At 70.3% G+C, this 22222-nt stretch carries 13 protein-coding genes, 1 other RNA gene and 3 pseudogenes; 6 read left to right on the top strand and 11 right to left on the bottom strand.

What is annotated here, in order from left to right:
- Positions 1–244: 244 nt before the first annotated feature.
- Positions 245–757, top strand: a pseudogene (locus CTZ28_RS03565) (transposase); the annotation flags it as partial.
- 505 nt (positions 758–1262) lie between these two features.
- Here CTZ28_RS03565 and rnpB read toward each other — a convergent pair.
- The 3 genes and pseudogenes from rnpB to CTZ28_RS03545 all read right to left on the bottom strand — a co-directional run bounded on the left by rnpB (position 1263) and on the right by CTZ28_RS03545 (position 3403).
- Positions 1263–1664, bottom strand: an RNA gene (rnpB, locus tag CTZ28_RS03560) — RNase P RNA component class A.
- Positions 1665–1779: 115 nt separating this feature from the next.
- Positions 1780–2496 (bottom strand): annotated as a pseudogene (locus CTZ28_RS49445) (DMT family transporter); the annotation flags it as partial.
- 82 nt (positions 2497–2578) lie between these two features.
- On the bottom strand, positions 2579–3403 hold the full coding sequence (locus tag CTZ28_RS03545; protein ID WP_121888088.1) for an AraC family transcriptional regulator: 825 nt from the start codon (positions 3401–3403) through the stop codon (positions 2579–2581).
- A gap of 150 nt (positions 3404–3553) precedes the next feature.
- Between CTZ28_RS03545 and yaaA the strand changes: the two genes are divergently transcribed.
- A complete protein-coding gene (gene yaaA / locus CTZ28_RS03540) occupies positions 3554–4336 on the top strand; it encodes a peroxide stress protein YaaA (RefSeq protein WP_121887729.1) in 783 nt (260 codons plus the stop codon).
- A gap of 77 nt (positions 4337–4413) precedes the next feature.
- Complete coding sequence (eda, locus tag CTZ28_RS03535; protein WP_121887728.1) at positions 4414–5085, top strand: bifunctional 4-hydroxy-2-oxoglutarate aldolase/2-dehydro-3-deoxy-phosphogluconate aldolase; 672 nt, start codon at positions 4414–4416, stop codon at positions 5083–5085.
- Positions 5086–5547: 462 nt separating this feature from the next.
- On the opposite strand, the gene CTZ28_RS03530 is transcribed toward eda, so the two are convergent.
- From CTZ28_RS03530 to CTZ28_RS03520, 3 genes are read right to left on the bottom strand one after another with little or no spacing between them, the layout of a single operon-like run.
- Complete coding sequence (locus CTZ28_RS03530) at positions 5548–6741, bottom strand: bifunctional RNase H/acid phosphatase (RefSeq protein WP_121887727.1); 1194 nt, start codon at positions 6739–6741, stop codon at positions 5548–5550.
- Between the two features lie 12 nt (positions 6742–6753).
- On the bottom strand, positions 6754–7497 hold the full coding sequence (locus CTZ28_RS03525; protein ID WP_121888087.1) for a zinc ribbon domain-containing protein: 744 nt from the start codon (positions 7495–7497) through the stop codon (positions 6754–6756).
- Positions 7494–8378, bottom strand: a complete 885-nt coding sequence (locus tag CTZ28_RS03520; protein WP_121887726.1) for a Nif3-like dinuclear metal center hexameric protein — start codon at positions 8376–8378, stop codon at positions 7494–7496. The genes CTZ28_RS03525 and CTZ28_RS03520 overlap by 4 nt, the downstream gene beginning before the upstream one ends.
- A 203-nt stretch (positions 8379–8581) precedes the next feature.
- Between CTZ28_RS03520 and CTZ28_RS03515 the strand changes: the two genes are divergently transcribed.
- Both CTZ28_RS03515 and CTZ28_RS46825 read left to right on the top strand, forming a co-directional pair.
- Positions 8582–9955, top strand: a complete 1374-nt coding sequence (locus CTZ28_RS03515) for a hypothetical protein (protein ID WP_121887725.1) — start codon at positions 8582–8584, stop codon at positions 9953–9955.
- Between the two features lie 96 nt (positions 9956–10051).
- Positions 10052–10204: a hypothetical protein gene (locus CTZ28_RS46825; RefSeq protein WP_183154253.1), complete on the top strand. Its 153-nt coding sequence runs from the start codon at positions 10052–10054 to the stop codon at positions 10202–10204.
- Positions 10205–10568: 364 nt separating this feature from the next.
- Here the strand turns inward: CTZ28_RS46825 and CTZ28_RS03510 are convergent, their stop codons facing one another.
- From CTZ28_RS03510 to CTZ28_RS03500, 3 genes are read right to left on the bottom strand one after another with little or no spacing between them, the layout of a single operon-like run.
- Positions 10569–11522, bottom strand: a complete 954-nt coding sequence (locus CTZ28_RS03510) for a 3-oxoacyl-ACP reductase (RefSeq protein WP_121887724.1) — start codon at positions 11520–11522, stop codon at positions 10569–10571.
- An 11-nt stretch (positions 11523–11533) separates the two neighbouring features.
- Entirely contained in the window at positions 11534–12610 is a 1077-nt protein-coding gene (locus CTZ28_RS03505) for a Zn-dependent alcohol dehydrogenase (protein ID WP_121887723.1), read from the bottom strand.
- 53 nt (positions 12611–12663) lie between these two features.
- The gene (locus CTZ28_RS03500) at positions 12664–13548 is read right to left on the bottom strand and encodes a MaoC/PaaZ C-terminal domain-containing protein (protein WP_121887722.1); all 885 of its coding nucleotides are present in this window, start codon (positions 13546–13548) and stop codon (positions 12664–12666) included.
- A 504-nt stretch (positions 13549–14052) separates the two neighbouring features.
- On the opposite strand from CTZ28_RS03500, the pseudogene CTZ28_RS49925 reads away from it, so the two are divergent.
- A pseudogene (locus CTZ28_RS49925) lies at positions 14053–14287 on the top strand (site-specific integrase); the annotation flags it as partial.
- Positions 14288–14385: 98 nt separating this feature from the next.
- Here the strand turns inward: CTZ28_RS49925 and CTZ28_RS47985 are convergent.
- Both CTZ28_RS47985 and CTZ28_RS03485 read right to left on the bottom strand, forming a co-directional pair.
- The gene (locus CTZ28_RS47985) at positions 14386–14868 is read right to left on the bottom strand and encodes a hypothetical protein (protein WP_259471459.1); all 483 of its coding nucleotides are present in this window, start codon (positions 14866–14868) and stop codon (positions 14386–14388) included.
- A 6-nt stretch (positions 14869–14874) separates the two neighbouring features.
- Positions 14875–22137 (bottom strand): polymorphic toxin-type HINT domain-containing protein, encoded by a 7263-nt coding sequence (locus CTZ28_RS03485; RefSeq protein WP_259471458.1) that lies wholly within the window; start codon positions 22135–22137, stop codon positions 14875–14877.
- Positions 22138–22222: the final 85 nt, after the last annotated feature.

The raw sequence follows: 22222 nt of genomic DNA, 5'->3' as shown, positions 1-22222 counted from the left end.
ACCGCCCTGCCGCCTTGCGAACAGTCGTCGATAGTGGAGCACTTCAACACGGACGGGCTGTGCAAGCTTTGCCTGGTGGCGATCCGTGCCGAGGACGACGCCGAGTGGTCTCTGGGCCTTTTCAGAGGCACGGCCGCGGGCGGTCCAGCTCACGGATGGAAGCGCAGGTACGCGGTCAGGTGCCGCTGTTCACCGTGCCGCGAGTGCTGGGGGGGATACCGCGGTCAGTACACTCGTCGGCCGACCGGTCGCCGGGTGGGAGCAGGCCCGGCCGGTGATCGAGGCCCGCAACCACCCGCTGGATGCCGGGCCTTTTCCGAAATCGGCCCAGCCGTGGGTGGCCACCCTGCTGCGAACCGTCTTCGAACGGCCCGACACCAACGCGGTGAAGGCCCAGATGACACACATCCTGGACGCGCTGGAGGCCAAGTTCCCCAAAGCCGCCGCCCACTTGGACGCCGCCCAGCATGACCTGCTGGCCTTCACCGCCTTCCCCCGCGAGATCTGGCGGCAGATCTGGTCGAACAATCCGCAGGAGCGGCTGAACAAGGAGATCCGGCGGCGCACCGACGTGGTCGGCATCTTCCCCGACCGCACCGCCGTGATCCGGCTCGGCGGCGCGGTCCTGGCCGAGCAGAACGACGAGTGGACCGAGGCCCGCCGCTACATGGGCCGCGAACTCCTCACCAAAGCCCGCCTCCACCCGATCGAGTCAGAAACAGACGAGACCGCCCTGCCCACCGAACTCACCGCATAGCCTCAAATCGAGATCACCGAGTGGCCGTCAATACACCACTCCAGCGGTGATAATGACACTCGCCAGGGCCACCCCGCGCTGATTGCCCACCGGATCCGGGAACGCGCGTTGACTCGGCTGGCGCACGGCCCTGGCTTACCGCTCGACTGCTTCCGCGATGCCCACGTCCACCCGCCGCTCCCGAATTGCTCTGTGGGCCGCCAGCAGACGGAATGACTTGCACCCAGCGCAGATCACCGCTCTCCAGCAAGGAGAAACGCCGGACGATACTTTCGAAGGCGCCCGAAGCGTCCCCACTCGCTGACCACTGACTTGGGGCCATCCCGCACCCGGCTGGTGCCCCATACACCCTGTATGTCCCATATCAAGGGGACAGGACGGACGATACGAGCCGCATGTCTCCGCGTCGCCGCCCGCCTACACGGTCCGGATTCGACCCGGATTCGACCCGGCCAGTTTGTTCAACGAGTGAACATGGGCTCTGACCTGCGGAAATAGAGAGCGGCAGACGAGCAGGGCTATACGCCGGGTTCTGTCCCCCGGGTCCTCGCGGAGGCCGGGGTGACGGCCATCCATCTAGGGCCGGTGTTGCCACCGGCCTCGTGCGGTCTACCCGCGGACTCGGGCGGGCAGCCCTCGAACGTCCGCGCAGGAACACCGGGGTGCTCCCTCTTGACCTTGCTCCGGGTGGGGTTTACCTAGCTGCCCAGGTCACCCTGGGCACTGGTGGTCTCTTACACCACCGTTTCACCCTTACCCGGCGCCGAAGCGCCGGGCGGTCTGTTTTCTGTGGCACTGTCCCGCGGGTCACCCCGGGTGGCCGTTAGCCACCACCCTGCCCTGTGGAGCCCGGACGTTCCTCGGGAAGCCCCCTAGGGGGACTCCACGCGGCCGTCCGCCCGGCTCGTCTGCCGTGTCGACCATGTTACCGGGCGTGCGGGGCGGCGCGGACCGGCGGCCGTGGCCAGTACCGAGCCGGCCAGGATCAGGGCGAACGCCACGGTGATCCCGGCCGTCAGCGGCTCGTCCAGGAACAGCGCGCCCGCCGCGACCGCGACCGCCGGGTTGACGTAGGTGAAGACGGTGGCCCGGGTCGGGCCGACCTCCTTGATCAGTTCCAGGAAGGCGACGAAGGCGACGGCCGTGCAGATCACGCCCAGACCGGCCAGCGCGGCCAGCACCTGCGCGGAAGGCATGGCGGACGGCCAGGACACGGCGGCGGCCGGAGCGTAGACCAGCGCGGCCAGGGCCAGGCAGGGCGCCGTGAGGTGCAGGGACGGTACGTCCTTGAGCCAGCGGGCGGCTATCAGCGGGGCCGTGGCGTAGCCCAGCACCGTCAGCAGCACCTCGCCGAGGGAGCGGGCGTCACCGCCGGTCAGCTGGGGGACGGTGAGCACCACGACCCCGCCGAGGCCGAGCGCCAGCCCGGTCAGCCGCCGGACACCCAGCCGTTCCGCGTCGCCGAAGAACCTGGCGAGGAGCACGCCCACGATCGGGACGCCCGCGATCAGCAGGCCCGCGGTGGAGCTGGACAGGTTCCGCTCGGCGTCGGTCAGGGTGAACCAGGGGCCGATGATCTCGATGCACGCGAAGGCCAGCATGGGCCGCCAGTGCGCCCGTACGGTCCCGGTCAGGCCGCCCTGGCGGAGCGCGAACGGGAGCAGGAGGAGCGCGCCGAGGGCGCAGCGCGTGAACACCACCATCGACGGGGACACCGCGTCCACCGCCACCTTGATCATCAGATAGGGGATGCCCCAGACGACTCCCATCAGGGAGAACAGGAACCAGCCGCGTGCAGTCATGCGCCGAGTCTCGGCCCGCTCACCGGGCGGCGTCTTGAACGCTGTTGCGGTACGCCGCCGGGGTCACCCCGAGCACCCGGCGGAACCAGCGCGTGAGGTGCGCCTGGTCGGCGAAGCCGACGAGGGCGGCGACCTCGGCGGGGCGCAGGCCGGCCTCCAGCAGGCCGCGCGCCCGGGTCACCCGGTACTGGGCGAGCCAGGCGTAGGGGGGTATACCCATGGTCGTACGGAAGGCCCGCAGGAGTTGGTAGCGGGACAGGCCGAGGTCGGTGGCGAGGGCGGCGAGGGAGGGCGGGGCGGTCAGTTCACCGGCCAGGCGGTCGCGGACCGCTCGGGCGAGGCCGGCGGCGCCCGGTACGAGGTCGGGGGCCGGGCGTGCCGTGGAGTGCCGGCGGGCCAGCGCGGTGAGCAGCCAGGGCAGCCGGGACTCGGCCTCCAGCGGGTCGGGGCGGGCGCTCAGGTCGGTGTGCGCGAGCCGGAACGCGGCGGCGAGTTCGGGGTCGGCGAGGACGGGTTCGCGAAAGTGCGGTACGCCGCCGAGGGTGCCGTCGGCGAGCAGCGCCGGGTCGGCGTACAGGGCGCGGTAGGCGTAGCCGTCGGTGCTGGTGGCGGGGCCGCCGGTGTGCATCTCGCCGGGGGCGAGGACGATGATGGAGCCGGGTCCGGTGCGGATGCGGCCGCCGCGGTAGTCGATGACCTCGGCGCCGCCGACGCAGACGCCGATGGTGAACTCCTCGTGCGCGTGCGGGGCGTAGACGTGTCGCTGGAAGCGGGCGGTCAGCAGGTCGAGCGGCGGGCCGCAGCTGCCCAGTCGCGCCCTCGTCCACCGTGCCTGCTCGGCCACCGGCCCCACACCCCTCCCCTTCGTGTTCGCGCCTACGGGGGTGCAACACCTTCGGGCCCCGGTTCCATGCCGCCGGGGCGCCGCGCCGGGTCGGCTGTGTGCCTGCCGTACGCCGTACGCTGGCGCGAAGGCCGAGAGAAGGAGTACGCGTTGCTTGTCCTGCTGCCGCCGTCCGAAGGCAAGGCCGCGTCCGGCCGTGGCGCCCCGCTGAAGCCGGAGTCGCTGTCCTTGCCGGGGCTGGCCGCCGCCCGTGCGGCCGTCCTCGACGAGCTGGTCGAACTGTGCACGGGCGACGAGGTCAAGGCGCGCGAGGTGCTCGGGCTGAGCGAGGGCCTGCGCGGCGAGGTGGCGAAGAACGCCGGGTTGCGCACGGCCGGGGCGCGGCCCGCCGGGGAGATCTACACGGGTGTGCTCTACGACGCCCTCGGCCTGGCCTCCCTGGATCCGGCCGCCAAGCGGCGCGCCGCGCGGTCGCTGTTGGTCTTCTCCGGGCTGTGGGGTGCGCTCCGGGTGACGGACCGGATTCCGTCGTACCGCTGCTCGATGGGGGTACGGCTGCCCGGTCTCGGGGCGCTGGGCGCGCACTGGCGTACCCCGTTGGCGGACGTGTTGCCCGCGGTGGCCGGTGAGGGGCTGGTGCTCGATCTGCGTTCCGCCGCGTATGCCGCCGCGTGGAAGCCGCAGGGCGAGGTGGCGGGGCGGACGGCGACCGTGCGGGTGCTGCACGCGCCGACCCGGAAGGTCGTCAGCCACTTCAACAAGGCGACGAAGGGGCGGATCGTGCGGAGTCTGCTGTCGTCCGGTGTCGCGCCGGAGGGTCCGGGTGAGTTGGTGACGGCGCTGCGGGATCTCGGGTACGTGGTGGAGGCGCAGGCGCCCGCGCGGGCGGGCCGGGCCTGGTCGCTGGACGTGCTGGTCGCCGAGGTGCACTGAGGCCGGGGAGGCGGCGTGCGTTGCATCATGCGCAACGGCCTTTGCGCATGATGCTCGGCGCGGGCAGGATGAGCGGCATGTCCTCATCGCCGATATCGCCGATATCACCGCTGTCGCCGCCGTCACCTCCGTCACCGCTGGATCTCGCGCCCGTTCTGCCCGTGGTCGTGCTGGCGGACGCCGCCGACGCCGTGCCGCTCGCGAGGGCGCTGGTCGCGGGCGGGCTGCCCGCGATCGAGGTGACGCTGCGGACGCCCGCGGCGCTGGCGGCGATCCGGGCCATCGCCGCCGAGGTGCCGGACGCGGTGGTCGGCGCGGGTACGGTCCTCGACCGCGCGCAGGTGGACGACTCGTGCGCGGCCGGGGCGCGGTTCCTGGTCAGCCCCGGCTGGACGGATGCGCTGCTGGCGGCGATGGCCGGGTCCGGGGTGCCGTTCCTGCCAGGGGTCTCGACCACGTCGGAGGTGGTGGCGCTGCTCGAACGCGGGGTGCGGGAGATGAAGTTCTTCCCGGCGCAGGCGGCCGGCGGTACGGCGTATCTGAAGTCGCTGGCCGGTCCGCTGCCGCAGGCCCGCTTCTGCCCCACGGGAGGGATCGGCCCGGCGAACGCCGCGGAGTATCTGTCCCTGCCCAACGTCGGCTGCGTGGGCGGCACTTGGATGGTACCGGCGGACGCGGTGGCAGCCCGGGACTGGCCCCGCATCGAAGCCCTGGCCCGAACAGCAGCCAACCTCCGCCCGACCGCATGACGTTCACCCCGACAGGACTCCGGCTCGGCCGCACGACGCTCACCTCGACGCGGGGCTCGGGCCGACCGCGTAACCCTCAACGCAGCGCAAGCCTCCGGCTCGGCCTCGTGACCCCCGACGCGGCGCGCGGCCCCGCGGCGGCCCTCTGACGCCTACCGCGGCGCGGGACTCCGGCTCGACCGTGTGCCCCCCAGCACAGCGCAAGGCCCCGGCCCGGCCTCATGGCGCCCAACGCGGCGCGCGGCCCCGGGGCAGCCATGTGACGCCTACCGCGGCGCGGGGCCCGACCGGCGGCATGACCCTCAACTCGGCACGGGACTCCGACCGACCGTCACACCCCTGACCGCGCCCAGCCCGACAGGGCACCGCCCGACCGCGCCCCCCCCTCAACACGCACCCCGGCGACATCACGCCCACCCCGCCAGACAACACCCACGGCCCCTCAACTCACCCCGGTCAACCTCACCGGAGGTGGGACGTGTCGTTGAACAGTCGTACGCTTGCGTTGCCGTCCGCGTAGTACGCCACCGCCGACAGCGACGCCGCCGAGAGTTCCATGCGGAACAGGGACTCGGGCGGGGCGCCCAGGGCCAGGCGTACGAAGGTCTTGATCGGGGTCACGTGGGTGACCAGCAGGACGGTACGGCCCGCGTACGCGGTGACCAGTTCGTCGCGGGCGGCCGCGACCCGCGCGGCGGTCGCCGCGAAGCTCTCGCCGCCGCCGGTCGGGCGCGCCTCGGGGTCGGTCAGCCAGGCGTTCAGGTCGTCCGGATGGCGCTCGTGGACCTCGCCGAAGGTGAGCCCCTCCCAGGCGCCGAAGTCCGTCTCGCGGAGTCCGTCCGCGACGGCCACCTCCAGGCCGAGCCCGGCGGCGACGATCGCGGCGGTCTCCCGGGTCCGGGCCAGCGGTGACGACACGATCGCCTGCACGGTGCCGCGCCGGGCGAGGGCCGCGGCGACCCGCTGCGCCTGCTCCCGGCCGACGTCCGACAGCGACGGATCGCTGCCGCCGCTCCCGGAGAACCGCTTCTGCGGGGTGAGCGGGGTCTCCCCGTGCCGCAGCAGTACGAAGGTGGCCGGAGCGCCGAGATCCGGCGGCGCCCATCCGGCGCTCGGCGTCGCCACCACCCGCGCCGCCCGCACGTCGGCGCCCCCCTCGGCCCGGCTGTCGGTGACCTGGGGCTCCGGGACCGCACCGGCGGCCGTGTCCAGGTCCGCCGTCGAGTCCGCCGGGGACCACTGTTCGCCCCTGCGCCCCGCGTCCATCGCCTCGTTGGCCAGGCGGTCGGCGTGCTTGTTGCGCTCCCGGGGGATCCACTCGTAGGTGACGCGCTCCGGCGGCAGCACGCGGGCCGCCTCCGCCGCGAGCGGCTTCAGGTCGGGGTGCTTGATCTTCCAGCGGCCCGACATCTGCTCGACGACCAGCTTGGAGTCCATACGGACGTGGACGGCGGCGCCGGGATCGAGGTCACGCGCGGCACGCAGCCCGGCCACCAGCCCGCGGTACTCGGCGACGTTGTTGGTGGCGATGCCGATGTACTCGGCGGCCTCCACCAGCGTCCGGCCGGTCGACGCGTCGAGCAGCACGGCGCCGTAGCCTGCCGGCCCCGGATTGCCGCGCGACCCGCCGTCCGCCTCGACGATGAACTCCCGCACGCCCGGGGCCCCTTACAGACCGGACTCGGCCGTGCGCACCAGGATGCGGCGGCAGTTCTCGCAGCGTACGACCGTGTCCGGCGCGGCGCGGCGGATCTCGTTCAGCTCGGTGATGGCCAGCTCCTGGCGGCAGCCCTGGCAGGTGCGCTGGTACAGCTTGGCCGCGCCGATGCCGCCCTGCTGCTCGCGCAGCTTGTCGTACAGCTTGAGCAGGTCGGCGGGGACGGCGGCGGCGATGACCTCGCGCTCCTTGGTCGCCGTGGCCACCTCGCCGTCGATCTCCTCGAACGCGGCGTCCCGGCGGCCGGTCGCGTCGTCGATCTTCGCCTGTACGGAGGCCACCCGCTCGGTCAGCTCGCCCACCCGCTCCTGCGCGCCCTCGCGCCGCTCCATGACCTCCAGGACGACGTCCTCCAGGTCGCCCTGCCGCTTGGCGAGGGAGGCAATCTCCTTCTGGAGGTTCTCCAGGTCCTTCGGGGAGGTGACCGCGCCGGAGTCGAGGCGCTGCTGGTCGCGGGCGGCGCGCTGGCGCACCTGGTCCACGTCCTGCTCGGCCTTGGTCTGCTCGCGGGCGCAGTCGCTCTCCTCGGTCTGCGCGGCCACGAGCAGATCGCGCAGCTGGGTGTGGTCCTTGGTCAGCGAGTCGATCTCGGCGTGCTCGGGCAGCGACTTCCGTCTGTGCGCCAGCTGCTGGAGGCGGACGTCGAGGGCCTGGACGTCGAGGAGTCGGATCTGGTCGGCGGGCGCGGCGTTCAGTTGGGGGCTCCCGGTGCGTGAGAAGAGGCGCCTGTGGCGCCCGGTGGAAGGGCGGTGGCGGACGCCGCGTGGGCGGTCCAGGGGTCGGTGACCGTCGTGGAGACATGGACGCGCAGGTCCCATCCGTGCCGGTCGGAGATCTCGTCGAGCTGGGCCGCGGCCAGTTCGCACCAGGGCCACTCGGTGGCCCAGTGCGCCGCGTCGAGCAGGGCGAGCGGGGTCTGGGCGACGGCTTCGGAGGCCGGGTGGTGGCGCAGGTCGGCGGTGAGGAAGGCGTCCACGCCGGCCGCCCGGACCTGGTCGAACAGGCTGTCGCCCGAGCCGCCGCTGACCGCGACCGTGCGGACGGCCGCCTCGGGGTCGCCGGCGACCCGGATGCCCTGCGCGGTGGCGGGCAGCCGCTCGGCGGCGCGGGCGGCCAGTTCGCGCACGGTGACGGGGTGGTCGAGTTCGCAGACCCGGCCGAGTCCGCGGCGGCCCGCCGGGTCGGTGGGGTCCGGCACCAGGGGGCGTACGACCCGCAGGTCCAGCGCTCCGGCGAGCGCGTCGGAGACGCCCGGGTCGGCGGTGTCGGCGTTGGTGTGGGCGACGTGCAGCGCGATGTCGTTCTTGATCAGCGTGTGCACGACCCGGCCCTTGAAGGTGCCGGCCGAGACCGTCGTCGTACCGCGCAGATAGAGCGGGTGGTGGGTGACGAGCAGGTCGACGCCGAGCTTCACCGCCTCGTCCACGACGTCCCGCACCGGGTCGACGGCGAACAGGACCCGGCGGACGTCCTGGCCGGGGTCGCCCGCGACCGTGCCGACCGCGTCCCAGGACTCGGCCCGCTCGGCGGGCCACAGGGTCTCCAGCGCGGCGATGACTTCAGACAGACGGGGCACGGTGAAAGGCTACCTGCCTGTTCCGCGGGTACATACCGGCCGCCGAACGCGAAGGGCGGCGCCGCGGAAGAGCCGCGCAGCACACGCGTCGCTGATTCCTCGCAGGAACCGCTGCACGGCCACCCGTATGTGTGAAGAGGCCGCTCGTCGGTGCCACGCCTGTGCGGACGAAAACTACGTTCGTCGCCGGAGGTGACCGAACGATGACAGCGTGTGCGATCGAACTTTCGGCGGCCGGCGCGGACGACGGCGCGCCGGAGGCGGGCTGCTCCATCACGGCGGACGGCGCCTACGCCGCCCGGCTCGCCTGGAAGGACGGCTCCTGGTTTCCGGAGCGCTGGACGCTGGACGGCCCCGAGCCGTACGCGGTGCCGCTGCCCGGCAACCAGCCGGAGGAGCCCGGCACCGAGGTGCAACCGCTGGGCGACGGGCGGGTCCTGATCCGCCGGCTGGTGGCCGGGCGGCATGTGTTCTCGCTGCTGTATCCGACCGGGCCGGGCACCGGGGAGCTGCCGCTGGGCGCGGTGGAGTGCGCGGACGCGAGCACCCGGCTGCGGCTGCTGCCGCCGGCTCCGGGCGGGGCGTACGCCTATGCCCTCGCGGCCGGCCCGCGGTCCACGGCGGTGTGGCTGGTGGCGGGCGGCGCTTTCGGGCCCGAGCTGCTGGCCGAGGTGCCGGGGCGCTGCTCGGGCGGGGTCTGGCTGGACGGTACGGGGCGGCTGCTGGCCCTGGACCGGGAGGCGGGCGGGCACACCAAGGCGATCGTGGTGGACCTGGGGCGGGGCGGTGAGGTGTCGCCGCTGTTGCAGATCGCCGCCGACAGCGACGACCGGCTGCTGCTCGCCGATCCGGACAGCGGGCTGCTCCTCATCGCCTCGGACGCGCCTTCGCCGGGCCAGGAGCGGCTGGGCTGGGGTGTGCTGGGCAGCACGCTGCCGGTGCGGTTCCCGGAGAGCCTGCGGATGCCGGACTGCGTGGTGCGGCCGTTCGCGATCCAGCCGGGGCAGGTGCTGACGCCGGAGCGCTGCGCGGTGGCGTTGCGTGTGGACGGCCCGCTGGGCAGCTGGGTCGCGGTGTGGCGGCCCGCGGAGCGGCAGGTGTGCCATCTCCCGGCGCCCGTGGGGTGGTTGGCGGGGGCGGGGCGGTGGACCGGGGACGGGGTACTGCTGCTGCCGTACGCCACCGAGGAGGTGCGGTGCGGGCTGGTGCGGGTGGCGGTGCCCGCGGGTGAGGTGCGCCCCCGGGCGGCCTCCCCGCACGCCTTGACCGCAGCCGCCCCGGACGCCGCCCACGCCCCTGGCTCCCCGGCCGGCTCGGTCGTCCCGGTGCCGACGGCGCCTGGCGGGCTGACGGTGCCCGGTGGGCCGACGGTGTCCGGTGTGCCGACGGTGTCCGGTGTGCCGACGGCGCCTGGCGGACTGACGGTGCCCGACTGGCCTGCGGCGCCCGCCGATGCGGTGGCGCCCGAGGTGTCGGCGGCCGTCCCGGAGACGGTGGAATCGGAGCCCCTGCGCCCGGTCGCACCGCGTCCCGTGCCCCTGCAGCAGGCTCCCCTGGGGCGTCTTGTAACAAAGTAGTGCCGGTTGGCGAGCCCACCTGGATCAGGGCCGAGGGGGGCCGGTTACACTCGCTCGGCTGTACGAAAGATGATAGTGACGGGGTGAATTCTTCCGATGAGCGACACCAGCACGACGCAGCCGCTGTCTGCCGACTCTCAGGAGACCGACGGACACGGCAAGCACCGGGGGCCGGTCACGGTCCAGGACGGCGAGACGGCCCCCAGCGGCCGTCACCGCAAGCCGGAGCAGGCCGGACCGACGGCCTGACGGTAGCCGCAAAAAGAAAGAGGGGGCCAACCCGTCAACCGACGAACCGGCCCCCTCAACGCGTCCCACCCCCACCTTGCCGCCCGATCCCGGGCTCGCCCCCGGTGTCTCCTTCGCGGTTCCGCAACGGGACCTCGGGCCTCCGGCCCCGGCGCAGCTGGTCCCGCCCGTCGGGTCGATGACCTGGGGTGGTGTCACCGGGCCCGAGGGGCGCCGTTGGAGACGGCACCAGCTTCCCCGGCGCCGCTCGCCTTGCCTCTTACGCCGGCCTGGCTTCGGCAATCGCGTCCCGGAAACGGCACCTTCCAGCACTGCGAACCCGCCCCCGGGCCGACGAAACCGATAGGGGCACCCCTGACTGTCGTCACCCTCGTTTGAGGGTGAGTATCTCTGTCGCCGCGAAGGTTTCCCCCGGTGGGCGGGCCGCGTAGTGGGGGGTGAGGAGTGCGTCGAGTTCGGCGTGGCTGAAGGTGTCCTGCTTGCTGTCGAACTTCGCCTGGACGCGCGGCCGTTCGACGATCGCGACCATGCCGCCGTGCACCACGAACAGCTGTCCGTTGACCCGTTCGGCAGCCGGCGCGGCCAGATAGCCGACGAGCGGGGCCACATGCTCGGGCGCCAGCGGGTCGAGGCCCTCGTCGGGGGCGGGTACGGCGGCGAAGACGTCCTCGGTCATCCGGGTACGGGCGCGCGGGCAGATCGCGTTGGCCGTCACACCGTACTTGGCGAGGGCCAGCGCCGTGGAGGTGGTCAGGCCGACGATTCCGCCCTTGGCCGCCGCGTAGTTGGGCTGGCCCGCCGAACCGGCCAGGAACGCCTCCGACGAGGTGTTCACGATCCGCCCGTAGACCGGGCCCCCGGCTGCCTTGGACCGCTCCCGCCAGTGCGCGGCGGCGAAGTGGGTGGTGTTGAAGTGGCCCTTGAGATGGATCCGGATCACCGCGTCCCACTCGTCCTCCGACATGGAGAAGACCATGCGGTCCCGCAGGATGCCGGCGTTGTTGACCAGGATGTCCAGACCCCCGAACGCGTCGACCGCCAGGGCGACCAGCTCCCGGGCCCGGCCGAAGTCGGCGATGTCGCCGCTGTGCGCGACCGCCCGGCCGCCGGCCGCGCGGATCTCGGCGGCGACCTCCTCGGCGGGCCCGGCGGAGGCCGCACCCGAACTCCCGTGCCGGGGCTGCCCATGCTCATGGACGGCGACGTCATTGACGACGACGGCCGCGCCGAGCCGGGCGAGTTCCAGCGCCTCGGCCCGGCCCAGTCCGCGTCCGGCGCCGGTGACGATGGCGGACCGGCCCTCGAGTGGCAGTGACATACGGCTCCCCGTCAGATCTCGATGCAGGTGCGCAGGGCGGTCCCCGTACGCATCTGGTCCAGCGCCTCGTTGATCTCGGCCAGCGGCACCCGGTGGGTGATCAGGCCCTCCAGGTCGACGCGGCCGGCCCGCCACAGCGCGATGGTGCGCGCATAGGAGCGCAGCACGTCGCCGCCGCCGTACATCGAGGGCAGGATCCGCTTCTCGTCGAAGAACAGCTCGAACATGTTGAGTTGGAGGAAGTCGTCCATGGCGCCCGCGCCGACCACGACGAGCGTGCCGCCGCGCCGGGTGTTCTCGTAGGCGGTGCGGGCGGTGGCCGAGCGGCCGACGACCTCGAAGACGTAGTCGAAGCCCTCACCGCCGGTGACCTGCTGCTTGGCGTCGGCCAGCGCCTCGGGCGGGACGGCCCGGGTGGCGCCGAAGCGCAGCGCGGCCTCGCGGCGCGCGGCGACCGGGTCGACGGCGACGATCTCCGCGGCGCCCTTGAGCCGCGCGCCCTGGACCGCCGAGATGCCGACGCCCCCGCAGCCGATGACGGCGACCGACGAACCGGCGGCGACGTCCGCGGTGTTGAGGGCGGCGCCCAGGCCGGTGGTCACGCCGCAGCCGATGAGCGCGGCGATGTCGAAGGGCACGTCGTCCGGGATCGGCACGGCGCAGCCCGCGTCGACGACGACCTCCTCGGCGAAGGTGCCGGTGCCCGCGAAGCCGAAGAGGTCCATGCCGGCGCGCCGGAAGTTGGGGGTGCCCGCGTTCATGAACCCGGCCAGGCACAGTTCGCTCTGGCCGCGCCCGCAGGCGGGGCAGGCACCGCAGGCGGGCAGCCAGCAGATCACCACCCGGTCGCCGGGCTTCAGCGCGGTGACGTGCTCGCCGACCTCGAGGATCTCGCCCGCGCCCTCGTGACCGGGCACGAACGGTGCGGGCTGCGGCAGCACCCCGCCCATGGCGGACAGGTCGGAGTGGCACAGCCCCGTGGCGCGTACCCGCACCCTCACCTTGCCGGGGCCAAAGCCCGCCGCCTCGACGCCGTCGAGGACCTCCAGCTTGTCCTGACCGATCTCGTGCAGTACGGCTGCGCGCATGGTGCGGCTCCCCTCAACAGCGGTCTGACTCCGGTGTGTTCTCAGGTGTGTTCTCAGGTGTGTTCGACGATCGTGTCGGTGAGGACGGGGGTGTCGGTGAGGACGGGGGTGCCGTCCGTGCCCCGCTCTCGGCAGGCGCTCACGGCGACCCGGACCGCGCCGGGCTGCCGCCACATGCGGATGCGCAGCGTCTCACCGGGGTACACCACTCCGGCGAAGCGCGTGGTGTAGCCGCGGACCCGGGTCACATCGCCGTCGAGCAGGGTGTCGACGACGGCCTTGAGCGTGATGCCGTAGGTGCACAGCCCGTGCAGGATGGGCCGGTCGAACCCGGCCAGCTTGGCGAACTCGGGGTCGGCGTGCAGCGGGTTCCAGTCGCCGGAGAGCCGGTAGAGCAGGGCCTGGTCCTCGCGGACGGCACGCTCGACGGTCCGGTCGGGCTCGCCGGTGGGTGGTTCGAGGGTGCCTGAGGGGCCGCGGTCGCCGCCCCAGCCGCCCTCGCCGCGTACGAAGATCTGCGCGTCGCTGGTCCACAACGGGCCGTCGGTGTCGGCGACTTCGGTACGCAGGACGAGGACGGCGGCCTTGACCTTGTCGTACACGGCGGCGATCCGGCCGGTGGCGGTGGCGGTGCCCGCGGCCGGGATGGGCCGGTGCAGGGTGAGGGACTGGCCGCCGTGCAGGACGCGGGCGAGGTCGGCCTCGATGCCGGGCATGGACAGGCCGCTGATCACGCCGGGTGCGCCGCTGCCCGCGACGGTGGCGAAGCTGGGCAGGACGTGCAGCCGGGACTCCAGGGTGTAGCGCAGCTCGTCGGGGTCGGTGGCGGGCCGGCCGGCGCCGATGCCGAGGTGGTAGAGCTGGACGTCCTTGTGGTCCCAGGTGATCTCCCGGGAGCGGGGTTCGGCGGCGAGGGCCTTGGCTGCGTCGATGGGCATACGGCTCCTGACACGGGCGGCGGCCGGCGAGGGCGGCCGGGCGGGCGGGGCACCGCGGCTCACCGCGGCTGCAAGACCCCGGCGCGGCCGTCCGCACCGTCGGCCGCACCGAGGTCGTCACGGGCCGATCTAGAACGCGTTCCAGTCCGGCGCCCCCTGTATAGCCGAGCCCACGACACTTGTGAAGCCTCCTGACACCTCGTCAGACCAGCGTGCCGCACCGGCCGGCAGGCAGGACATTTGCCCCGTCCGGGTCCGCACAAGACCCTCTGCCGGAGCCGTACCCTGCCGCGTCCTTCACGGGGGCGGCCGCACCGCCACGGGACACGGCTCCCGTGACCGGGGAGCGCCCGACTGCGGCTGGGGGCGGGGACAGTGCGCCGAGGTGGCGGCAGGCCATGGCGTGCCAGGTGTCCCCGGTGCGGCGGGCGCGCACCCAACTGCAGAAGGACATGCGCTCCGTGCCCGCCCGAACACCCGCGAACCGGTTAACCGGCCTCGGCACGTCGGTCGACCACCACCCTCCTCCTGAACCAGGGCGTGGACGTCGTCGTGATCAAGGAGCTGCCGGGTCACGCCCACATCGGCGTGACCGCCGGCGCCTACGTCCACGTCCGACTCCGCCTCCAGCGAGACTCCATGCGACACCCTCAGCACCACGCCCGGCAGACCGGAGACCACCGAGACGGCACGCTCCGACGGCGACGAACCGCCATCCTTAGCCGCCCTTGGCCGTTGACGTTGTCGTCAGCTACTGCCGTCACCCCGCGCAGAAGCCCCGTCAGGACACCCCACGCCTGACGGGGCTTCAAATTTGCGTCACGTAAGGGAAATCCGCTACGCCTCAGGAATCTCCAGACCCACACCCAGCGCCAGCGCGCGTGCATGCTGATTGCGAGCGAGTGACGGATATTCCGCCACCACCCGTCGCAACTCCTCATGAATGAAATTGGCGCCAGCTGTCACGAATTCGTCAACGGGGCAGTGCAGTTCCGATTCGAGATAGGTCGGAACTATACGGAGGCCGCTCCTGTCCAGCTCGAAGCTGATGAATTCGTCATTCTCGGTGAAGTCAATCTTCCCAAGCGCATTTCCCCCCTGGGCGAAGACCATCACCTGCTGCACGCAATACATCGCGTCGAACAGTGGAACCCAACCCCATGGGGGTCCAATCTCGATGTCGTATCGGGAGATCCAAAGACGTCCAAGGAAGTAGTACCACCTCAGATCGGCCCTGGATACATCAGCCAGATCGTCCCCCTGTGTGCACTCTCGCCCGTGATCGGCATAGTCGGGACTTGGCGAAAAGGAGATCTTCACAGGAACTCATCTCACAGGGAAAGCGTTACGTACATGATTGAGGTCAGGGTCGTAGTAGACGCGCAGCGTGTGGAGCGGCGTCCTACCACGATCTCGCGCGTACCCGACCGGCTCTTCATACGTGAACTCCTTGACGATCCCATCGCGGTTCTGCGTGTCCTTTACTAGCCGACCACGCTTCAGCACATCGTTGATGAGAGCCGACCGTGACGCCTGCGTGGTCTCAGGCAGCCATTCCGTCTTGGAACGGTCACTTGAGAACATCCCCTCAGGTGTGTGGTTATTCATGATGTGACTGTCAGCAATAGTCGGGCACCCATTACTGTTGTGAACGAGTACGGGCGTAGCCCCCGCCAGCACATAGTACGTGTGGAGGTCGTCGACGGTGAGGTTGTAGGTGCGGGCGTGCTTGGTGAAGGGACGGTTGGCGGTGACCGTTACGGTGGCGCCGTCGTCGGTGAGCAAGGTCATTCCGGAGGTGAGCGCACCGGCTTCGACCCACTCGCGTTCGGACGGCGACCAGAGAGGGTGTTCGTGCGTCGCTGTGAGCTGCTGGATCCCGTCTTCGGTGGCGATAGACAGTTTGTTGAAGTACTTGTCACTGTCGGTGACGATAAGGCGGGTCACCTTCCGAGGCGCCGTCTTACCGGTTTCCGGGTCGGTGGCCAGTACCTTGTCGCCAGCCTTGACGTCCTCGATGTTCTTCGTCGTCCGGTCGGCCATGAGCACATCAGTGCCGGCCAGGAAGCACTTGCAGTCCGGTCCCTTTCGAAGGCGGCCCGCTGCCCCGCCAAGTACTTTTTCAAGGAGTCGGAATTTCGATCGGAAGACGGCATCTTGGGAGAGATCCAAGCAGGCATCGAGGTTGCCGTTCTTGCAATCCTCAAAGCCACCTATACCGAGAAGGTCTTTTTCTACCTCCCAGGCTTGCCGAGACGCCTGCTCTAGTGCCGGACCATAAGAGATCACCTTGCAGTAGATCTCATTGTGCTGGCACCAATTCCCGAGGTTGTTGACCGCCTGGCAGCCCAACGCGCCACACCGATACTGCTCTGCGGCCGTCGTCGTTTCGGTTGTCGTGCCGCTGTGCGCCGTCCCACCATCGTCACCTGTAGCGCCGCTGTTACTGGGGCAGTGGTAGTAGCAGCCGCCAGCTCCGGTACCACCGCGGGGGACTCCGACGTTGCTGCGGTGCTTTCCGGAACGGTCTTTGGGGTTGGGTTCGCTGCGGCCGGTGCCGTCGTCGAGCCACATGCCGGTGGGGTCGCTGTTGGTGACGGGGTTGTTGTCGGCGTAGGCGTAGCCGTTGAGGCTTTGCGGGTCGGCGGTGTCCAGGATCGGGTCGACGCTGATGAACTGGCCGATGGCTGAATCGTATTCGCGGGCACCGATGTGGGTGAGTCCGGTGGTGGTGTCCCGGGTTTTGCCGAGGAATCCCTTGTCATCGGGCCAGGGGCCGTAGAGGGGTGTGTCTCCTCTGTCTTCGCCGAAGGGGTTCAGGTAGCGCTTGGTCAGGGCCTGGGTGTCGGACGTGATGGCGGTGGTGCTGGTGCCATGCTGGTCACCGGCCAGGTAGGTGATCTTCTCGGTGCCGGACTCGTTGCTGCGCAGGGCGATGGTGGTGCCGACGTAGGTGTAGTAGCGGTTGGCCCACTTCTTCCCGGCCTTGAGGTGGACCTCCGTGGCTCCGAGGTAGAGGACGGTCTCTCCGTCGGCTGCGGCGCCGCGGCGGATCAGCAGGTTGCCGCCTGCGTCGTAGAGGTAGGTGGTCTGGCTGCCCTGTGCGTTGGTGGAAGCGATCTTGCCTTCGCTGTCCCAGGTGTATTCCTGGATGCCGGAGGTGATGGGTGCGGAGCCGATCCAGGTGTCGGCATCCCACTTCAGGTTCCAGTCGGCGTCGTAGATGGTGAAGACGCCGGTGTCCTGCAAAGTGGCGAAGTAGCCGGAGCCGGCGCCCTTGTAAGTCTTGCTGGACCACAGGGCGTTGCGGTTGGCGTCGTAGACGACGAAGTTGCCGTCGTCCTGCATGGTGGCCCAGGCTCCGCTGTGGCCTGCGGTATCGGTGTGCCAGACCTGCTCGCCGGTGTCCCTGTTGTAGAGGGCGAGATCGCCGTCTTCACGCATGACCAGGCGGGCGCGCTGGGTGCGGACTTCTTTACCGGAGGTGAGCTTCCAGCCGGCGCGGAAGTACTGGGGGGTTGTCGTGGTGGTGCGCTTGGTGGTATTGCCGGCGTCGTCGTAGGTGAGCGCTTCGCTGCGTGTGCCGTCATCCGTGGTGGACACGCTGGCCAGTGTGTGGGGCTGGGCGGCGCCGGACGGGGGGTACGTGTAGGTGCGCTGTGTGTCCTGGCCTTGGCGGATGCCGATGCCGTGCTGTGTTTCGTTCGTGCGCTGGCCGCCGGTGTTGTACGCGTACGAAGTCCAGTACGGGGCGGCGCCGCCGAGGTTGGCGGTCGTGCGGTGGTCGGGCGTGCAGTCGGCGTCGGCCGGTGTCCATGCCTCGGTCAGACGCTGGTAGCCGTCGTAGGCGAAGCACTGGGTGTCGGCTTTGCCGGTGCCTGCGAGGGTGGTGGTGTCGGAGATCTTGGTGACGTTGCCGGCGATGTCGTAGGTGTAGTGCAGGTTCAGTGCGTCGTAGGCGTGGGACTGAGCGTGGACCTGGGTCTTCAGGAGCCGGTGGGTGCCGTCCTCGTAGCCGTTGGCGATGTCTATCTTGTTGGTGCCGGTCGCTTCGGAGACGCCGAGCTGCATCGTGGAGACCTGGGCCAGGTCGGTGTAGGTGGTGTTGAGGACGATGCCCTTGCTGCCGCCGGTGAGGGTGATGGGCAGACTCCGGTCGGAGTACCCGTAGCGCATGGTTTCGGCGGCCAGCCCGCCGGCTGCGGGTTCATTGGTGTACTGCAGGGTTCCGTCGATGTTGTAGTACGCGGAGAAAACCAGTGTGTTGGAGGCGAGGGCGCCGGCCGTCACCAACGGGTCGTCGGACGGCAGGGTGAGTTTTGATCCGGTGATCTGGTAAAGGCTGTCGTATTCCGTGACGGAGTTGGTGTAGGCATCACCCGCGACACCGCCCACATACCGTGTGGAGGCGGCCGGTTGGCCCTTGCCTCCGGTGGCGGTGTCATAGGCGAGGTGGGTGAGTTTGTTGGCATCCGTCTTCTGCGCGGCGAGCACGGCGGCATCGGTCAGGTCCGCGTTGACGGCGGCCTTCCAGGTGTCGGTGACTCTGCCGAGCTCGTCGTAGGCGGAGATCACCGCCTGCCCGGTGGATGCCTTGGTCCAGGACACCTGGTCGAGTGCCGTGTAGCCGGTAGTTGTGTCGCCCTTGTCCGGGTCGCTCTCTGCGACCTGGCGGCTATAGAGGTCGTAGGTGTACGACCACACGGCACCGTCAGGACCGGTGACGGTCTTCTGCTTGCCGTCGGGGGTGTAGGTGAAGCGGGTGCGGGCGTAGTCCGCGCCGACAGTGCCGCCGTACTCGGTGTCCGCGGGCGAGGTGCTCGCGTACTGGCGGGTCTCGGTGGTCCGGCCGAGGGCGTCGGTGATGGTGCGGGCGGCCGAACCGCCGGTGAGCCCGGTGGTAGCGGTGGAGTCACCGGTGTAGGTGGTCGTGGTCTGCCACTTCTGCACCCCGCCGACCAGGAACGTCGTGGTCGTCGGACGGCCGGCCGCGTCGTAGCCGGTCTTGGTCAGGCTGGGTGCTTCGCCGTACTCAACCTGGGTGTAGGTGCCTGAGGGGTCGGCGGTGTCGAAGATGTCGGCATAGGACTCGTACGCGAGGCCCCGGCTGTCGTAGCGGGTGTCGGTCAGGATCCGACCGCTGGTCGCACCCGGCGACTGCGTCTGCACGGGGCGCAGCAGCGAGTCATAGATCGCGTAGGAGGTGGCGTACGTCTTACCGTCCGGCTTCAGGGTGCCTGTGGAGGTCCAGGAGGGGGCGGTGTTGGAGACGGAATAGTCGAACACATAGTTCGCGCTCTGGGAAGAGGGGATGCGGTTGGGCAGCCACACTGAGGTCGTCCGGCCGAGCGCGTCGTAGGCCGTCTGGGTGAGCCGGTTGTTCGGGTCGAATACCTTCGTGGGCTGGCCGCGCGCCGGGTCGAAGTACGTGTAGGTGCTGTACTTCGGGTCCTTGGTCTGAATCCGAGTGACCGGGCCGGTGTCCGGCGGGGTGTAGGTCGTTGTGGTCGTGTTGTCGTCCGCGTCTATCTTGTCCAGGGGGCGGCCGAGCGTGTCATACGTGGATTTGGTGACCCTCTGCCAGGATGTCGGATTCCGTTCGCTGCCGGACACACTGGTCGGGTAGGCGGAGGCGCGGCCGGTCCAGGTCGCCTCGCCCTTGGTCGGAGACTGCGACGCGCTCCAACCGGTGGCATTCGCGGTGTCGTAGACAACCCCGATGTCAAAGGCGACATCACCCGCAGAAGCCGCACCCGTCGGCAACGAGAGATCACCCTCAGCGACCGAGCACGCCCGGCCCACCGTACGGGTGCGGGAGGTGAGGGAGTTGATACCCAGGCTGTCGTTACGGGCGTACCAGGTGCGGGTGCAGGTCTCGTCCCCGGACTTGGCCGTGTCGCCCGTACTGTCGACCTTGACGGCCATTCCGTAGTCGTCGTAGGTGGTGCTGGTGGACGCGGCCCGCCATGTCTTGGAGGTGGTCAGGTACGTGTACGCCGTCGTCTTGCCGGTGCGGACGTAGTACGCCTCAGTGTCGGCGTACGACTTGTGCTGGGTTGCCGTCTTTTTCGACCAGGGGTCGTTGACGGTGACCGAGACAGGGGTGGTCCCGTTGTAGGTGACCTGCTCGCGCAGGAAACCGGCGTAGGGCTCGCTGTCCTTCTGATCCGCCACGTTCAGTCCGGTGAAGCCCACCCCGGATACCGTCGCACTGCGCCGGGCGCTGGGGTCGAGGGTGCCGTCTGCCTTCAGGAGCCGGTCGCCATCCATGCCTTGCAGGTACACCGAGGTCACCTTGGACAGATCGGCGCCTGATCCCTGAGTGACGGTGACGGTGCGGTAGCCGCGCCAGAGGGACCAGGTGCGCTCGTCGACGGGCGTGAACGGGGAGTCGTTGTAGTGCCAGGCCGGGCCGGAGTAGGCGTAGTGGCTCTCCAGGGTCGCACTGCGGCCGGTGGGATCGCTGGTGACCACGTCCGTGACCCGGTACTTGTGGAACCAGTCGATCGAAGCGTCCTGGGCGCCGTTGATGTGCCAGTACTGCGGGTAGCAGGACTTGGTGTTGTCGTCCTCAGCCGTCGGCATGCTGCTCCCGCGCACGCACTCCTGGCTGGAGAGGGTCACGTCGGTTATCGCGCCGGTCTCCGAGGTGACGGTGCGGATACGTGGCTTGGTCAGCGGCAGGATGTCGTCGCGGTCGCCGTCCACCCGGTTGGGGCGCATGTCGTAGGTGAAGCTCACGGGTTTGAGGCTGACCGCGGTGCCGTTCTTCCCGGTGTGCTTGATGCTCTGGAGCGTCAGTGTCTGGTCGGTGGTGTCACCGATGTCCCCGCCGTCCAGGTACTGCTGGGTGAGATCCCAGGTGTCCACCGGGGAGTAGGCGCTGCTGGTGGCCGACCACACCGCGGTGTCGATCCGGGTCAGCCGCTTACGCGTGAAGAAGCCAGGGCCAACGGCGTCACAGTCCGCTCCTGACGCGCAGATGGCATCGAAGGGGACATCCGGCCAGTTCGGGGCGGTGGAGTCCTTCAGCTCCGAGCAGTCGGAGGCGGTGCACCGCTCCGTGTAGGTGAATTCGACCTTCCCCGAGGTCACCCCGGAGAACAGGGAGTCCGCGCGCTGTCCGTAGAGGATCTTGTCCAGGCGGCCGCCCCGGGTGTAGGAGGCCGTGGCGGTGTCCGCGCCGTTCTTGGCGTAGGCGTTGGTCTCCTTGGTGTACCAGTACGACATGGCGTTGTCGTGCAGGTCCTCGACGTAGTCGAGGTTCCACCGCCATGCCTGGGTCACCGCGCGGTCCGCGAACGAGGTGCCCTGGTCGTAGCCGGGCTCCCCGGGGTCGTCTCCGAACACCGGCACGGTCCATACCGAGTTGGTGCGCTCGGTGCCGGCGCCGGGCAGCTTGTTCAGGCCGAAAACGTACCGGGTGCCGTCGCCGGTGGTGACCGTCCAGTACTCGCCGTTGCCATCGCCGTTGTCCGCGCCGGTCGACAGCGTCACCGTCGAGGCGTCGTCGTTCTTCAGCCGCCACTTGCCTGTGGTGTCGTCCTTGACGAGCTCGGACGCCTTGCCGTTCAGGACCAGGCTGGCGTTGTCGAACTTCCAGCACAGGTCGAACTTGTCCTTCTGCCCGTCCTCGTCACACGTACCGTACGTGCGCTCGATGTACGAATTCGAGGACAGGTCGAAGCCCTCACCGACCTGCGTGGACTGGTTGTTCGTCGACGCGGTCTTCCCGTCGACTGAACCTGAGTCGTAGCTGAGGTTCAGAGAAGGGGAGGGTCCCACAGCCGGAGGAGTCGTCATCGGGTACGACCAGGTGAACGCACCCGACGAGCCGCCCGCCTCCCACGTGGCCGACGGCGACAGCTGGGTGGCCGCGTAGTTACCCGAACCGGACGCCGACTCACCCGGCGTGGTTGCGGCAAGGGCCAGCACCGTGGGGGCGGTGGCCGACAACGCGACCGTCCCGGTGACGGTCCGAGCGTTGATGTCGTTGGTCGACACCACCTGGGTGGTGGTGCGGCACTGCGCCTTCTCGGGCGTGGTCAGGGCACAGTCCGGCAGGCTGACCAGCCCCAGCCGCCCCGACCAGCCGCCACCATAGGCCGAGGCGAACTCCCCGTAGCCCACGCTCACTTCAGCGGTGCCGGGCTGGGATGCCTGGGCCGACAGCAGAACCCCCTTGATCCCCAGGGCGGTTGCCGCCTGGTGACCGAGCACCTTCACCTGCACCGGCCCGTCGGTGGGCACACTCGCGGGCGCCTTCGCGGACTTCCGTGCCTTCGGGGCAGTTACGACGAGCGGCAGGCCGCCCACCTCGTCGGCGGACGGCTTGCCCGCAGCACCCACGGTCAGGTGACCTTCACCACCCCGGGGCCACACCGCCTTCTGCTCGCTCTTGGCGTTCTCGGCCTGGGTCTCGTTCTTCTTCCGTACGGCAGCGGCCTTCTCACGCGCCGCCTTGGCGCCGAGCCCGGTCACCGCCGCGGTCTTGCTGACCTTCCGCTCCCACAACGGCTTCAGGCCGTCCGGACCTTCCGCGGACCAGGCAACGGGAGTCACTCCGCCGCCGACCACCGCTACCGCCATCGTCAGGATCAGTGCAGCCTTGGCCCGTCCATGCCAGCGTCGTCGACGCGGCGCCCGTCTTCCGAACACCAACAACCCCCACGAG

The sequence above is a fragment of the Streptomyces shenzhenensis genome, from assembly GCF_003688995.1.
Lineage (GTDB): Bacteria > Actinomycetota > Actinomycetes > Streptomycetales > Streptomycetaceae > Streptomyces > Streptomyces shenzhenensis_A.
The sequence above is the reverse complement of the archived record's forward strand: the minus strand, read 5'-3'. Positions and strand labels throughout refer to the sequence as shown.

Coding starts and splice junctions, on each gene's coding strand:
- eda (WP_121887728.1), top strand. CDS start 4,414: ATGTCCTCATCGCCGATATCGCCGATATCACCGCTGTCGCCGCCGTCA.
- CTZ28_RS03515 (WP_121887725.1), top strand. CDS start 8,582: ATGACAGCGTGTGCGATCGAACTTTCGGCGGCCGGCGCGGACGACGGC.
- CTZ28_RS46825 (WP_183154253.1), top strand. CDS start 10,052: ATGAGCGACACCAGCACGACGCAGCCGCTGTCTGCCGACTCTCAGGAG.
- CTZ28_RS03510 (WP_121887724.1), bottom strand. CDS start 11,522: ATGTCACTGCCACTCGAGGGCCGGTCCGCCATCGTCACCGGCGCCGGA.
- CTZ28_RS03505 (WP_121887723.1), bottom strand. CDS start 12,610: ATGCGCGCAGCCGTACTGCACGAGATCGGTCAGGACAAGCTGGAGGTC.
- CTZ28_RS03500 (WP_121887722.1), bottom strand. CDS start 13,548: ATGCCCATCGACGCAGCCAAGGCCCTCGCCGCCGAACCCCGCTCCCGG.
- CTZ28_RS03485 (WP_259471458.1), bottom strand. CDS start 22,137: ATGGCGGTAGCGGTGGTCGGCGGCGGAGTGACTCCCGTTGCCTGGTCC.